A 15,483-nucleotide genomic window follows, 5' to 3' on the forward strand; every position below is an offset into this window, starting at 1 on the left:
GCTATAATCAGAACTGAAATCTGCATCCATGATTCCTACCCAGGTTCCGCTATGCCAAACGCACATGATCTCCCCTGCTACAATCCACAACAGACGTACGAGTGGAACTACGAGCATGCTCCCGCCCCCATCATTCAGGAAGTCTCCTCATTCCCGGGCTCGTGGTCATTTTGCGGCCTGCCTGTCCCCTCTCCGCTGGGAATCCCCGCCGGTCCTTTATTAAATGGAAAATGGGTCCTGTATTATGCCAGCCTCGGCTTTGATGTGCTGACCTACAAAACCGTACGCTCCTCATCCCGTGCCTGCTATCCCCTGCCCAACCTGCAACCGGTGCAGACATCTTCTCTCGATGGGAGTGAAACCGCCGTGAAGTTGTCAGCAGAAATGCAGGGGAGCTGGGCAGTCTCTTTTGGCATGCCATCCGCTGACCCTGATCTCTGGCGTCGCGATGTTGAACAGACCCGCAAGCAGTTGCCGAGTGAAAAACTGCTCTCCGTCTCTGTCGTCGGCAGCCTGCAACCTGACTGGTCACTGGAAGACCTGGCCGATGATTATGCACGCTGTGCGAAGTGGGCCATCGAAAGTGGTGCCGACTGTATCGAAACCAATTTCTCCTGCCCGAATGTCTGCACACGCGATGGCCAGCTCTACCAGCAGCCCGAGGCGGCAACACTCGTAGCCCGTCGCGTCAAAGCGGTTACCGGAACGGTTCCCTATCTGATCAAAATTGGTCACCTGTCACAAAAAGCGGACGCGCAAGCGTTTCTCCAGGCCGTGCTCCCCTTCGCTGATGGCATCGTCATGACCAACAGTGTGGCGACCACGGTTGTCGATGATCAGGGTACTCCCCTCTTCTCGGGAGAACAGCGGGGCATATGTGGTGCCGCGACAAAACAGGCATCACTGAATCAGCTGCGTCTGTTTGCTGAACTGATCTCTGAACTCTCTGCCGGGCAATCTCGCCCCGATCTGATTTCCTGTGGCGGCATCAGTTCTGCCGGCGATGTACGGGAGTTTCTGGCTGCCGGTGCCAAAGCCACCCATCTGGCGACAGCAGCCATGTGTGACCCTCTGATTGCCTGCCAGATTCGCAATGAATGGGCTGCTGCCTGCTGACGGTTCCCGATCAACGCCAACTGACGCATAATATTTCGCTTGCGCCAGCGTTTTTTCTGAATCGCCCGGTTTGTCGCTCGACCAGCAACGACAGGTACCGTAAGATGAGGGCATGAATGCCATTGTCGTCAAAAACCTGGAAAAAACCTACAAAGTCTACCAGAAAAATGAGGGCGTCTTTGCCTCAATCAAGGGACTGTGGAGGCGCGACTATAAAACAGTTCATGCTGTTTCCGATGTCAGTTTTGCCATTGAACAAGGCGAAATCGTGGCCTTTCTCGGACCGAATGGTGCCGGAAAGACGACCACACTCAAGCTGCTTTCCGGTCTAATCTTCCCTTCCGCTGGAGAAGCTACGGTACTGGGTCATGTCCCCTGGAAGCGGGAAAACGAATACCGACGCCGTTTTTCACTGGTGATGGGCCAGAAAAATCAGCTCTGGTGGGATTTGCCGGCTCAGGAATCCTTTCGTCTGCATAAAGAGATTTACCGCATCGATCCGCAGCAGTACGAACGCCGCATCGATGAGCTGACCAGCCTGCTTGAAGTCCGCCACCTGATCGGTCAACCGGTACGGGAACTTTCACTGGGAGAGCGGATGCGGATGGAGCTGATCGCCGCTCTGCTGCATAAACCGGACGTGCTGCTCCTGGATGAACCTACAATCGGCCTGGACGTCGTTTCGCAGCGCCGTGTGCAGGAGTTTCTGAAATATTACCAGATCGAACAGAAAACCACCGTGGTGCTGACCAGTCACTATATGAAAGATGTAGAGGCCCTCTGCAAACGGGCCATTATCATCAATCAGGGGCAGATTAAACATGACGGCCCGCTCAGTGACATTCTGGATCGGTTCAGCAACTATAAAATCATGGACGTGCAGTTTGATGGCGACGACATGCCACGCGACTTTTCACAGTGGGGAGAAGTCATCGAAAATGAAGCCCCCCGCGTGAAGCTGAAAGTACCTCGTAACAAAATACCGGAAATCCTCTCGAACCTCCTTTCCAAGTATCGCATTCTGGATGTGGGAGTGCAGGAGAGACCCCTTGAAGAAGTGATCGCAGAGGTATTTACCGAACAGAAAAGTGATGCCCGGAGTCTGCATGACGAACAGAGTGTCCTGCAGTCTGCCTCTGACTAAATCCGTCCTCTCTTGATTGGGATTTCTCCCCTGTTGATAACAGCCTTATGATTGCCAGCCTGCGAACTCACTGGATTATTCTCAAAACCTCGATCGAGGAACGCCTCGTGTATCGGGGAGACTTCGTCTTTGCCACATTCGTCCGCTTCCTCCCCATCGTCACACAGATTTTTCTCTGGGGGGCCATCTACGGAATCTATTCGACGAAACCAGTCGCTTCCATCAAAGGCTACAACTATAACGAAATGGTGGCCTACTATCTGCTGGTGATGGTCGGTCGTGCCTTCTCCAGCATGCCCGGGCTCGCCAATGGGATCGCCAATGATGTTCGGGATGGAACGATCAAAAAATATCTCATTCAGCCCATCGACATGCTGGGCTACCTGTTCTGGGCCCGCATGGCGCATAAGCTGGTTTATTACATGGTCGCGATCGGCCCGTTCATTCTGCTCTTCTATCTCTGCCGCGAATACTTCAGCGGCTGGCCAGATGCATTTACGATTACCGCCTGGGTCATATCCCTGTTGATGGCTTTTCTCGTCGGCTTTTTAATTGAATCCCTGATCGGCCTGATTGCATTCTGGTTTCTGGAAGTCAGTTCGCTGATCTTTATCTATATGATGCTCAACTATTTTCTTTCCGGGCACATGATTCCCCTCGACCTGTTTCCGGAACCCTTGAGCAGCTGGATGCAGATGCTCCCTTTCAAGTACCTGGCCTATTTCCCGGGAACGGTCATCCTGGGTAAATATACCCATCAGGAACTGATTTTCGAATTGTCTATTGAAGTCGTCTGGATCATCATCCTGTTTTCTCTAAATCGCATTGCCTTTCAACGAGGCATCCGCCGTTACAGTGCCTTTGGTGGCTAAACCCTCGAAATTCAGGGAGGAACGGCCTTCATGAACTATTAATATCAGCTGAAATCCGCCTGTTTTCAGCCGATTCGCGCTCTGGACCTGCCAACTTTCGGTTTTCCCCCTTAGACGAATCCCGGCTGTTCTGCTAAAATAATCACAAAGGGTTCAGGGCACTTTCCTCACAAGTGTCAGTTTGTTGAACGAGAGGCTCTTCTCCCTCCCTGGATGACGAACTTGTTTCGCCTGTTCGTGTCCAGTCTATGTACCCGCCTGCTGCCTCACTTACGAAATAGACAACAGTCATGAGATCCGATCCCGCCGGTCAGTTTTCTGTTTTCGAAGATGCAGGCAGACACTGGCAGTCACCAGAACTTTCTGGTCCTGAATACGTCAATATGTCCTAACACTAATCAATCAAATGTCTATTACCCCCATTATCCCCACCGATGAAGAGGAACCCATATACAATCGGTTGTTCTGGCTCTGCTATCTGGCAAATGTCATGCTGGTTACCGCAAATGCCATTACGTTCCGCTTTGCAGATCTGATCACCTATCTCGGGGGAACTGAAGAGCTTGTCGGCGATATCGTTGGTTGTGGCGTCTTCGTCGCTCTGATTGCCCGCTTCTTTCTGGGACAGGGTATCGACCGTTATGGAGTCCGTCGTCTCTGGGCACTCTCCGCCGTCATCTTTGTCATCGGCACAGGGGGTATGACAGTCTGCAGGTCGCTGGGTTGGGAAATATTTGCCTTACGCATGTGCTTTGCCACAGGCATTGCCGGAATGTTTACCTGCTCTGTGGTCCATATCCAGCAGAAAGTTCCGCAACACCGCCGTACAGAAGTCATTGGCAGTCTCGGCAGCAGTGGATTTGTCGGCATGATCCTGGGAACTCAGACCAGTGACTGGATGCTCCGCTCGTTTCCCCCTGGAAATGCCCAGTTTTATGCGTTGTTCGGTATCCCGGCTTTTCTGGGCCTCTGTTACTTCGCGATCGTGATATATGTCACCAGTAATGACATTCACCGCAGACCCAAAGTCACACCGGCCGCCCATCAGCTGTTATTCCGTTACTGGCCCGGACAGGTCGTCGTCGTTGCCATCATGATGGGACTCAGTTTTACCGTCATCAGCGTCTTTCTGACACGATTCGTCTCCCAGAAAGATCTCGGCGGGATCGGCACCTTCTTCGCCGGTTATGCGGTCTCTGCGTTTTTCATTCGTATCTTGACCAGGCGCTGGGGCGAAACGGTGGGCCGGAATAAAATGATCACCCTCGGCCTGATGGGACATGCCATCGGACACACGATTCTGCCATCCATTACTCAGGAATGGCAGTTGATTGGCCCTTCCATTCTGTGTGGTTTTGGACACGCCCTGCTCTTCCCGGCGGTTGTTTCACTGGGAACCGAATCATTTCCCCGTCACTACCGGGGAACGGGAACCACAATTGTACTTGGCTTTTTTGATGCCGGAGCCATCATTTTTGCCCCCATTTTGGGAAGCATCATTGACCGCTGGGGGTTTACTCCGATGTTCTACACCTCGGCTTCTGTGATGACGCTGACCGCCACTGTTTACACACTGACGGCCAATCACAGCCTGAGTAAAGATATCGCTGTTCCGCAGCAACAGGAGCTTTGTACGACCCTTGAGGAAGCCATCGATTAACGCACTCCATAAGGAGCGTCATTCGATAACCAGGATTCAGATCACTTTAACGGATGACCCCGGATTCGAGATCTTTCACGACTTCCGCCAGTACAGCAGGATCTTCTGATTTGAGAACATGATCAATGCGTGAGGCGGGAACGTTGAGTCGCTCCATCAGTTCCTGTGCTTTTTCCCAGAGCTTGGCTTTTTTCTTGCCTTCTGTCAGAAACAGATTGGTACATAGCTCAGAAAGTCGCTGTTGATCAATCGAATCCCGATTGTCGTAGTAACGTTTGATCACATCTTTTTGATAATTTGAATATTCGGCCATCTGAAAAACTCGACTCCTCTGTGATCAATTTTCCACTCAAAAACGGGTTTTAGAAAACCTGGCTGGCAGGTTCAACTGAGATATAGAAGACTTTTATCGGTTTGAAAGTTCCCGATTCTGACTAAAATTTAAACTCTGACGCAACAAATTGAAATGATTGATTTTATGCATCCCACCCCTAAAAAGGGAACGGAAAAAACCGGGAGGACTTAAAAGAGCCTCTCAGACCAGAGAATCTCCAAATTAATGTCAAATTCGCACTCCCACACCAACACATTTATCGTAAAATACCCAATACATAAAAATATCGTAATTTACCTGAATTAAAAATAAGCGCAACCAGGTTTTTGGACGATAAGACATCATACAGTATTCATACCAAATAGCCGAAGTTCTGATAAGTTGACTCACCAAATTTCTGGGAGTAACATTTTATGCGTTCTCAGCAGTATCTAATGTAACCTCTATCTGCTACTTACCACTGTTTGATTTATCTATTAGAAAAAGTGCTGATAGTTCATAAGTCCGGAGCGAAACGTGTCCGTCACACAATTTACTGAGCAGGAATTAAAGGATCTCGAAGAAAAAACGACGATTCCTCGTTTTTTATTCTTACCCCTTGGATTGATAGGACTCTGGTGCCTGGCTGTCTACTGGCCAAGCCAGGCGATTGGCTGGCAGGTTTTCTGGACGCTGTTTACTTCCTACTGCCTCTTCTGCTGGACCAGCTGTTTTCACGAATGCTCTCATCACACACTGTCTGGTTCCAAAAACGCCAGTATCTGGCTGGGACGAATTCTGGGAACCGCGATGTTTGTGCCTTATACCGTTTACCGGGAAAGCCACATTCGCCATCACGCCTATCTGAATAAGCCCAGTGACTGGGAACTCTGGCCTTATTCCGACCCGAATACATCACTGCGTTTCCGCAGAGTCTTTATCTGGTTCGACCTCGTTATGGGTCTGTTTATGGCCCCTTACATTTATGGACGCATCTTCTGGCATAAAGATTCCCCCCTCACTGATCCCAAAGTCCGTCGCACGATTCGCTATGAGTATGCAGCCATCGTTCTGTTCTGGGGCTCTGTATTGGGTCTGTGTGCGTATTATGATGCTCTGTGGGGCCTGCTGCGAGTCTGGTTCCTGCCTCACTATCTGGCGGGAATTTATCAGAACACCCGGAAATTCACCGAACATCTGGGAATGAGCAGTTATGACCCCATGCTGGGAACCCGTACTGTTGTCGGTTCCAATCTGATCACAAAGCTCTGCACCTACTTCAATTTTGATATCTTTGTACATGGTCCGCATCACCGTCATCCACGCATCGCTCATAACCTGCTGCTGCAGAAGATGGATGATTATCAGGAAAAGAACCCGGAAGTCAAATATCCTGTCTTCACAACCTACTGGGGTGCGATCATCGATATGGCTCCTGCCTTCTTCTATAAGCCTGGTGTGGGCATGAATGCCGGTGCACCACCACCAGCCAAAGAAAAGAAGCAGATCGACAACTTCGTGCAGGACGTTGCCAAAGAAGTCATTGCCGACGATGACCTCGTTACCAAACAGGCTGATTAATCTCGATCTGGCCTGATTGAATTAACGTCGAAACAGGGCAAAGTCAGTAGATATCTACGACAAAAGTGCGCACGCAGAGCCCCTGTGAGAGCTCACTCATTTGCAGTTTCTTAACTGTCGCGTTTATAAAACGGCAGTTCGGTCACTTTTGCAGGAAATCGTGTGCCTCGGATATCCGCTTCCAGGATCAGGCCTGTTTCGGCGAATCCAGCTTCTACGTATGCCATCCCGATTGGCAGATCCAGAGTGGGTGAGAAAGAACCGGATGTGACGATTCCCACCTGCTGATCTCCGGAGAACAGCAGTGAACCTTCCCGGGCTGCCCGCTTTCCTTCGAGGGTAAAGCCGATGCGGACCTTCCGATCGTCCCGCGCTTTAGCAGCAATCAGAGCCTCTTTCCCGACGAAATCAGCCGCCTTCAGTTTGACAGCGAAATTCAGGCCGGCGGTAAAAGGATCCGTCGCTTCGTCCAGTTCATGGCCGTAGAGTGGCATCGCTGCTTCCAGCCGCAGAGTATCCCGGCATCCCAGCCCGGCGGGAATCAAGCCTGCAGACTCTCCATCGGCGATCAATCGCTCCCAGAGTGCCGCTCCCTCTGACTGGTCGAGCACCACTTCGAAACCGTCTTCGCCGGTGTAACCCGTGCGACTGACCAGGGCATCAATGCCCATGACCTTGGTTTCAATCCCGTAATAATATTTGATTTCGCTCAGTTCAGCTTCCGCCAGCGGATTCAGAATTCCCAGAGATTCCGGTCCCTGTAAGGCCAGCATGAATTTCTCTCGAGTCTGATCTTCTATCTGCACATCAAAGCCGCTGCGCTGCTGTTCAATCCAGTCCACAATTTTCAGACGATTGGAAGCATTCACTACCAGCATATAAAAATCGGAGAAGCGATACACCAGCACGTCGTCCAGGATACCACCTGACTCATTCGTCACCAGCGAATAGCGAATCTGTCCCGGCTTGAGTGACTCCACACTGTTCGTCAGCAGATAATCGAGGAAGCGGCACGCATCGGGACCGGTGAAAAACAGCCGTCCCATATGGGCAATATCAAACAGCCCCGCTGCATTGCGAACCGCATGATGTTCTGTGGTGATGTTGGAATAGAGCAAAGGCATTTCCCAGCCCGCAAAATCAACCATACGGCCACCATGGTCGACATGCCACTGATGACAGGCAGTATATAACAAAGAATCAGACACAGATTTCTCTCTTCTCTATTGGCTGTTACTGACGAATTGAATCATAGAAAACAGGCGATATTCGCCGATGATCACGAGGCCCATCTATTGTGGAAGCTCCGATGGAATCTCGCAATCAACACACTCCGGGAATCTGAAATTTCCCGGACTCTTTCAATATAAAAAAAAGCGAGGCCGGCAATGAAGCAGACCTCGCTTTCCTGTATCTGATTGAAAATCAATCGCCGCTTATTCCTTCGAGCAGAGTTTGGCTCGCAGGTATTCGCGATTCAGGCGGGCGATGTTCGAAACCGAAATCTCGGCAGGACACGCGGCCTGGCATTCTTCCGTATTCGTGCAGTTACCAAACCCTTCCAGATCCATTTGTGCCACCATGTTCTGAACACGACTGGATCGCTCCGGCTTACCTTGAGGCAGCGTTGACAGGTGTGAAACCTTGGCAGAAACGAACAGCATCGCTGATGCATTCTTACAGGCCGCCACACAGGCACCACAGCCAATGCAGGCGGCAGCGTCCATCGCGGTCTCCTGGACCTGCGCAGGTACGGGGATCGCGTTTGCCTCGGGAGCATTACCGGTACTGACCGAGATAAAGCCCCCTTTCTCGATAATGCGATCAAAGGCACTGCGGTCGACCACCAGGTCACGCACGACCGGAAATGCCTGAGCACGCCAGGGCTCGACCACAATCGTGTCGCCGTTTTTGAAACGTCGCATATGCAGCTGACAGGTGGTGGTACCTGTATCCGGTCCGTGTGCCTGACCGTTAATCATCAGGCTGCACATCCCACAGATTCCTTCGCGGCAGTCATGGTCAAAGGCGATCATCTCTTCACCTTTGGCATGCAGCTGCTCATTCAGAACGTCCAGCATTTCCAGAAATGACATATGCGTCGAAATTCCGGTCAGCTTGTATTCAACATATTTGCCCAAGGCATCAGCGCCGGGCTGCCGCCACACTCTGAGCGTCAGATCCAGTGTCTCGCTCATTATTTATAACTCCTCGTTGCCAGAGGTACTTCGACAAATTCTAAATGCTCACGGTGTTCCACAGGCTCATTGCCCACTCCCGTGAATTCCCAGGCTGCCACGTGACAGAAATTCTCATCGTCGCGAAGCGCCTCATTTTCAGGTGTCTGGTGTTCTTCACGAAAATGACCGCCGCAGGATTCTTCCCGCACCAGTGCATCTCGCACCATCAACTCACCAAATTCCAGGAAGTCGGCCAGACGACCGGCGTGTTCCAGGTTCTGATTCAACTGCTCACCCTGACCGATCACTTTGATGCTCGACCAGAACTCATCCCGCAGATCGCGAATCTTACCCATCGCGGTTTCCAGGCCCTGCCGCTCGCGGGACATGCCACAGTAGTCCCAGAGGATGTGTCCCAGTTCGCGATGGATGCTGTCTGAAGAACGGGTTCCCTGTACTCCCAGAATCTTTGCATTCCGATCCTGGGCATTCGCCATGGCTTCCTGAAACGCTTCATCATCCGTCGAAACGGATGGCAGATTCTGCGACCCCAGATAATTCCCCGTGGTATAAGGAGCCACAAAGTAACCATCAGCCAGCCCCTGCATCAGAGCGGAAGCCCCCAGGCGGTTGGCACCGTGATCGGAGAAGTTGGCTTCGCCCAGTACAAACAGACCGGGGATCGTACTCTGCAGATGATAGTCCACCCACAGCCCGCCCATTGTATAATGCACGGCAGGATAAATACGCATGGGAACCTGATAAGGATCTTCGCCGGTAATCTTGTGGTACATGTGGAAGAGGTTGCCGTACTTGGCTTCAATCACATGCCGTCCGTCGCGGGCAATCGCATCCCGGAAGTCCAGGAAGACCGCCTGACCCGATGAACCCACTCCGTAACCGGCATCACAGCGTTCCTTCGCGGCACGGGAGGCCACGTCACGGGGCACCAGGTTACCGAATGCCGGATAACGTCGTTCGAGGTAGTAATCCCGTTCGCTGTCCGGAATCTCATTTCCACGCCGTTTGTCATCAGCTGACTGTGGCACCCAGACCCGACCATCGTTGCGGAGACTTTCACTCATCAGCGTCAGCTTGGACTGATAATCGCCACTCACCGGGATACACGTTGGATGGATCTGTGTGTAACAGGGATTCGCAAAGAAGGCCCCCCGTTTATGACATCGCCAGGCTGCGGTTACATTGGAACCTTTAGCGTTCGTCGACAGATAGAATGCGTTTCCATAACCGCCAGTACACAACAGCACGCAGTCGGCTGCATATTTTTCAAACTCACCGGTAATCAGATTACGAACGATGATCCCGCGAGCGACGCCATCAACCTTGACCAGATCCAGCATTTCCCGTCGCGGATACAGCTTCACACGTCCGGTTCCCACCTGTCGCATCAGGGCACTGTAGGCTCCCAGCAGCAGCTGCTGTCCGGTTTGACCGCGGGCATAAAAGGTTCGCGAGACCTGGGCTCCACCGAATGAACGGTTTGCCAGAGTTCCGCCATAATCGCGGGCGAAAGGAACCCCCTGTGCCGCACACTGGTCGATGATGTTATTACTCACCTGCGCCAGGCGATGCACGTTGGCTTCGCGGCTGCGGAAGTCTCCCCCTTTGACGGTATCGTAAAACAGTCGCCAGACACTGTCGCCATCGTTGGGATAGTTCTTGGCAGCGTTGATCCCCCCCTGGGCGGCGATACTGTGTGCACGCCTGGGAGAATCCTGAAAGCAGAAGGACTGGACCTGATAGCCCAGTTCCGCCAGGGACGCCGCAGCGGAAGCGCCGGCGAGCCCCGTCCCGACTACGATGATTTTTTTCTTCCGTTTGTTCGCCGGGTTAACCAGCTTCATTTCCTTCTTGCAACGATCCCACTTCTCGGCCATCGGCCCTTCAGGAACTCGAGAATTTAAAACCGTACTAGCCGCCTCGGCCATGATCTAAACCTTCACAACGGAAACTGTTGAACTATAAAAAATGCATGAATCCAAACAGAGCTGAAACTCAGACATCAATGAATAAATAATCCCCAAATGGGCAGACTGGCGAAACCAATGGCAATCACTGCTGCAAACAGAATTGCCAGTTTTTTAATGAAAGGTGTGTACTTCGGATGATTCATACCTAGCGACTGGAACGCACTCCAGAACCCGTGGGATAAGTGGAACCCGAGAATGATCGTCCCCAGGATATAGATGACCGCACTCCAGCTGCCCAGCACCTGAACAATAATCGTATACGGCTCTGCTTCCACAACACCTTCAGGAGTCTCTACAGAGTAACTCACTGCGGGGTTCATATGCAGTTTCATATCGATCATATGGATGATCAGAAAAAACAGGATGATCGAACCGGAAATAAACATCCAGGAACTGGTTCGCCCCATCGGGGTCTTTCCAAAGAAAGAGGGGGGTTCTTCGATCTTACTCTGTCGTTCCTGATAGCTGATCTGCCGTGCCTTGCGATTATCACTGGTCAGTTTGAATGCCAGAGCAATATGGGCGAACAGCAGCAGAAACAATCCGACTTCTGCGACAGGCAGCAGCATCATGCTGTGCAGTTCATGGGCATATTTGTTGTAGGCATCGGCTCCCACATAGACGAGTAGATTTCCCGCCAGATGTACCACGAGAAAGCCACAGAGTAAAAGTCCGGTAATCCCCATCACGAACTTCTGCCCCAGCGAAGACGACAGTAATGTCATCATCCATTTTGTCGCTGATTTTCCGCCGGTGGAGGGAGAGGGTTGCTGTTTCTCAGCTGATTTCGTCACCATAATCCAGCTCTCACATGGATGCTCACAGGCACCCCATGAATAAGATTGTGATAAATAATTTGAATAAGAGTCACTGACTGCCAGTCACTCGTCTGGCCCTGATTGAGAAAGCCGTCTGGCTGATTCTCAATGAGAGACTTTACTTAAGTTATTATATTTTTTTACCTTCGAACATCAATCATTACATAATTATAAACTTGGATGCTTTTATGAAATTTAAGGTTTTGTAGAAGCGAATCCATTATTTTCAAGGGGCACTCTGTACTCTCAACAGATCTGATTCCCGTAAAGTGAGTTCCTCTCCTCGAAACAGATCGTTCTGCACTATTACATCGGTTGCCTGAGCGTTGTTCTTCGTCCCGCTTGATCAATTGCAGTTTATTTTCTCTTTTTCTTTCTGGTCTTCTTTGATTTGGCCTTACGCACACTCTCTTTCTTTTTTGACTTCGCGGTCCCTTTTGAGGCCCGCTTCCCGGGTGCACCAGATCCCTGCTTTTTCGTATTTCCGTACTGTTTGGGGCGAGGCAGGCGAAAATCCAGCTCGCGCCGGTCCAGATCGATCTTCTCGACTTCGACCGTCAACAGATCCCCCACACGATATTCCACACCAGTTCGTTCTCCCACGATACTGAATTTTGGAACATCCTGATGGAAATAATCATGTTTCCCCAGACGACTGATGTGCAACAGACCTTCCACAGGCACATCCGTTCCCCTGCAGAACATGCCAAAGGTTTCCACACCGGTAATCATCGTTTCCAGCGTCCGGATATTGTTATCGATCATCCAGGTCAGCAGTTTGACTTTGGTCAGTTCCCGTTCGGCCGATTCCGCACGACGCTCCCGTAACGAAAGTTCATGTCCCAGCTGACGCAGCCCCTGCGGGCTCTGCCCTTTTCCTTTATCCGGCCGCTCCAGGATTTCATCGATCATGCGATGGATCGTCAAATCGGGATAGCGACGAATCGGACTGGTGAAGTGGCAATAATGATCGACGGCTAACGCATAATGCCCTAACTCTTCATCGGTATATTCCGCCTGCTTCAGACTCCTGAGCATCGCGTAATTAATCGCCTGCTCTAACGGTGATCCATGGACCTCATTGATCAGCTTCTGCAGATCTTTGCGGCTTTGAACCTTATTCAGGGTAAACCCGAGTGCATTCGCGAATTCAGCAAAAGCGATCTGACGCGGCATTTCCGGCGAAGGATGAACACGACGCAGAAAACGTAATCCACGATCATTGAATGCTTCTGCGATCGAAATATTGGCAGCCAGCATGAATTCTTCAATGATCTGATGACTCTCATCATGCTCGCGCTCGACGGCACCGGTCACACGATGCTTGTCATCAAAGGTCAGTTTGACCTCGGCCAGATGTAATTCCAGAGCGCCGGCGGAAAAACGGCGTGCCCGCAACATCATCGCCAGCTGGTACATGTTTTTCAGCAGATCACGCACTTCCGCTGAAACGCTGTTCCCTCCGTCATCCTCATCCTTGATAATCGGCAATACCTCTTCATAGGCAAACCGCTGCTTCACTTTGATAGCTGTGTTGGCGAATTCCGTATGAACGGGAATCCCTTCAGGAGTGAACTCAATGAAAGCTGATTTGGTAAACCGGACCTGCCCTTCCTGCAGACTGGCCAGGCCGTTGGAAATGATCTCCGGCAACATCGGAATGACTCTGCCGGGCAGATAAACACTGGTCCCGCGCTGCTTGGCCTCCCGATCCAACAGCGAGCCCTCTTTGACGAAGTGGGCTACATCGGCGATATGCACTCCCAGCAGCCAGTGTCCTTTTGCATCGCGCGAAAGAGAAATGGCATCATCGAAATCTCGCGCGTCCACAGGATCGATGGTCACAATCGTTTCCCTGGTCAGGTCACGTCGATTCCCGAGTTTCGTCTCATCAAACAGGCTGGCCTGTTCGCGTGCTTCTGCCAGTACTGCTTCCGGAAATTCAAGGGGAATCCCAAACTCATAAATGATCGACAGCAGGTCGACCCCGGGCTTCCCATGTGGCCCGAGCACTTTGGCAATCACTCCCTGGCCCAGGTAATTTTTGGACGGAAAATGCAGGATGTCGATCACGACCTTGTCTTCTGAACGAACCCCTTTGGCCCCCGGATCGCCTACATGGATCGGCGAGTTGAAGATCTTGCCGTCGACGTGGACATAACCTTCCCCCTGTGCTTCAAAGTAGGTTCCCACAAAGGTCGTCGAGGCCCGCTCGATGATTTCCACCACACGACCGCAGATCTGTCCTCCGCTCCGCTGTCGATTAATCACCGTCGCATAAACCTCATCACCGGTCTGCGCATCACCCAGATCGCGTTCCGAGATATAGAGATCCCCGGCGTGACGCTGATCGTGGGCAATATCATCCGGTTTATGGTGGGGAATCAGATAGCCGGCCCCCGAATTGGTCTTCTTGATTGTGCCGGCGATCCAGCCTTCTTTTTTGACAGGTCGAATCAGACCGGAATCGGAAATCAGGATTTCCTTGCGGGATCGCAGATTGGCCATCGCCTCTTCAAATTCCGTGGAACTTGATTTTGAGCCCCCTACTTTTTTCAGCAGCGCTTTTTCGCGTACCGGCGTGTAACCGGTCCTGTTCACATAATCGAGAATTTTCTTCTCAAAGTCGGGCATCACCTCAATCCTCGGTTATTCCCTTGAACAATTTTCGCTGCAAGCGGGGCGAATAGGGGGTCCAGTTGGATGTGGAATTCAGATCATCGTCAATGAATCTCGCAAACTCGTTCACCTTGGCATCCAGGTTATCCAGATGATGCAATGCGACTGCTTCCGGTGTCATAGGCAGGCGGGCACTGCCGAACTCATAGGTCCCATGATGACTGACAATCATATGCTTCAGACGCAACTCAGCTTCTTTCGGAAATGATTCTCCGGTCATCTCCTGATAAGCCCGAATTTTCTCTGTCAGCATCTCAACGCCGATAATCAGATGTCCCAGCAACTGCCCTTCATCCGTATAAATAAATTCGTTTTCGTAGCCGAGTTCCCGAACTTTACCCAGGTCATGCAGAAAGACTCCCGCCAGCAGCAGGCTCATATCCGCTTTCGGATACAGGTCGGAAATCCGTTGTGCGGTTTCCATCAGATTGACAACATGTTCGATTAAACCACCATGGTACGCATGATGAGTTTTCACCCCCGCCGGTGCTCTACAGAATTCATCCATCAGGGCTTCATCAACCAGGAAACATTCCATCAGCGTACGGATTTCATTGTTTTCAATCCCCAGCAGCATTTCGCGCAACTTCGTCAGCAACTGCTGAACATCCTGTTGCGCCTGGGGTTGAAAATCAGCTGGATCCAGATTTTCTGCTGACACGGGTTCGATGTAGGTCAGAATGATCTGCAGAGTTCCCTGAAACAGATGCACTTTCCCTTTAGCCTGCACATAGTTACCTGACTGAAAGTGCTGCATCCGCTCTTCAACGACGTTCCACATCCGGGCATTCACGACGCCGGTAGAGTCCCGCAGGTCGGCTGACAGAAACAGGCTGGCATTGCGATTTGCACGTAACTGCTTATCAACTAACAGATAAACCTCATTGACGGTATCCCCGTCCTTCAGTTGATTTATATATTGTCGAGACATCTCGAATCGGCTTTCAGAATCACTTTTAAACGCTGCTGTCGATCTTAAGTTTCGCTAAGAAACACAATAGAACGATCTTAAGCCGTTCGATTCAGCGCAACAAGTCCGACACCTGTCCGTTCTGAAAGTCTCTTCCATTTGACTGAATTGACTTTTGTTGATTCCCCGCTGGAGGCCTCCCTGCTCCGTGACAAAATT

General features: G+C 51.3%; 12 protein-coding genes. 5 read left to right on the forward strand and 7 right to left on the reverse strand.

Annotation, left to right across the window (positions count from 1 at the left end; translation table 11 throughout):
- Positions 1 to 51: 51 nt before the first annotated feature.
- From ACN0YN_RS07285 to ACN0YN_RS07300, 4 genes are all read left to right on the forward strand, one after another.
- A complete protein-coding gene (locus tag ACN0YN_RS07285) occupies positions 52 to 1,116 on the forward strand; it encodes a hypothetical protein (protein WP_417384343.1) in 1,065 nt (354 codons plus the stop codon).
- A 112-nt stretch (positions 1,117 to 1,228) separates the two neighbouring features.
- Positions 1,229 to 2,260: an ABC transporter ATP-binding protein gene (locus ACN0YN_RS07290; RefSeq protein ID WP_417384344.1), complete on the forward strand. Its 1,032-nt coding sequence runs from the start codon at positions 1,229 to 1,231 to the stop codon at positions 2,258 to 2,260.
- A 47-nt stretch (positions 2,261 to 2,307) separates the two neighbouring features.
- Entirely contained in the window at positions 2,308 to 3,132 is an 825-nt protein-coding gene (locus ACN0YN_RS07295) for an ABC transporter permease (RefSeq protein ID WP_417384345.1), read from the forward strand.
- Between the two features lie 406 nt (positions 3,133 to 3,538).
- A complete protein-coding gene (locus ACN0YN_RS07300; protein WP_417384346.1) occupies positions 3,539 to 4,792 on the forward strand; it encodes an MFS transporter in 1,254 nt (417 codons plus the stop codon).
- A 46-nt stretch (positions 4,793 to 4,838) separates the two neighbouring features.
- Here ACN0YN_RS07300 and ACN0YN_RS07305 read toward each other — a convergent pair whose 3' ends face one another.
- Complete coding sequence (locus ACN0YN_RS07305) at positions 4,839 to 5,105, reverse strand: hypothetical protein (protein WP_417384347.1); 267 nt, start codon at positions 5,103 to 5,105, stop codon at positions 4,839 to 4,841.
- Between the two features lie 537 nt (positions 5,106 to 5,642).
- Between ACN0YN_RS07305 and ACN0YN_RS07310 the strand changes: the two genes are divergently transcribed.
- The gene (locus ACN0YN_RS07310; protein WP_417384348.1) at positions 5,643 to 6,686 is read left to right on the forward strand and encodes a fatty acid desaturase family protein; all 1,044 of its coding nucleotides are present in this window, start codon (positions 5,643 to 5,645) and stop codon (positions 6,684 to 6,686) included.
- Between the two features lie 110 nt (positions 6,687 to 6,796).
- On the opposite strand, the gene gcvT is transcribed toward ACN0YN_RS07310, so the two are convergent.
- The 6 genes from gcvT to ACN0YN_RS07340 form a co-directional block, all read right to left on the reverse strand.
- Entirely contained in the window at positions 6,797 to 7,894 is a 1,098-nt protein-coding gene (gene gcvT / locus ACN0YN_RS07315; RefSeq protein WP_417384349.1) for a glycine cleavage system aminomethyltransferase GcvT, read from the reverse strand.
- Positions 7,895 to 8,122: 228 nt separating this feature from the next.
- Positions 8,123 to 8,884, reverse strand: coding sequence for a succinate dehydrogenase/fumarate reductase iron-sulfur subunit (locus tag ACN0YN_RS07320; protein WP_417384350.1), 762 nt, complete (start codon positions 8,882 to 8,884; stop codon positions 8,123 to 8,125).
- Entirely contained in the window at positions 8,884 to 10,815 is a 1,932-nt protein-coding gene (locus ACN0YN_RS07325; protein WP_417384351.1) for a fumarate reductase/succinate dehydrogenase flavoprotein subunit, read from the reverse strand. Before ACN0YN_RS07325 ends, ACN0YN_RS07320 begins: the two co-directional genes overlap by 1 nt.
- A 74-nt stretch (positions 10,816 to 10,889) precedes the next feature.
- The gene (locus tag ACN0YN_RS07330) at positions 10,890 to 11,654 is read right to left on the reverse strand and encodes a succinate dehydrogenase cytochrome b subunit (protein ID WP_417384352.1); all 765 of its coding nucleotides are present in this window, start codon (positions 11,652 to 11,654) and stop codon (positions 10,890 to 10,892) included.
- A 378-nt stretch (positions 11,655 to 12,032) separates the two neighbouring features.
- Positions 12,033 to 14,309: a ribonuclease R gene (gene rnr, locus ACN0YN_RS07335; RefSeq protein ID WP_417384353.1), complete on the reverse strand. Its 2,277-nt coding sequence runs from the start codon at positions 14,307 to 14,309 to the stop codon at positions 12,033 to 12,035.
- Positions 14,310 to 14,313: 4 nt separating this feature from the next.
- Positions 14,314 to 15,285: a 3'-5' exoribonuclease YhaM family protein gene (locus ACN0YN_RS07340; RefSeq protein ID WP_417384354.1), complete on the reverse strand. Its 972-nt coding sequence runs from the start codon at positions 15,283 to 15,285 to the stop codon at positions 14,314 to 14,316.
- Positions 15,286 to 15,483: the final 198 nt, after the last annotated feature.

It is taken from the genome of Gimesia sp., from assembly GCF_048260065.1.
Lineage (GTDB): Bacteria > Planctomycetota > Planctomycetia > Planctomycetales > Planctomycetaceae > Gimesia.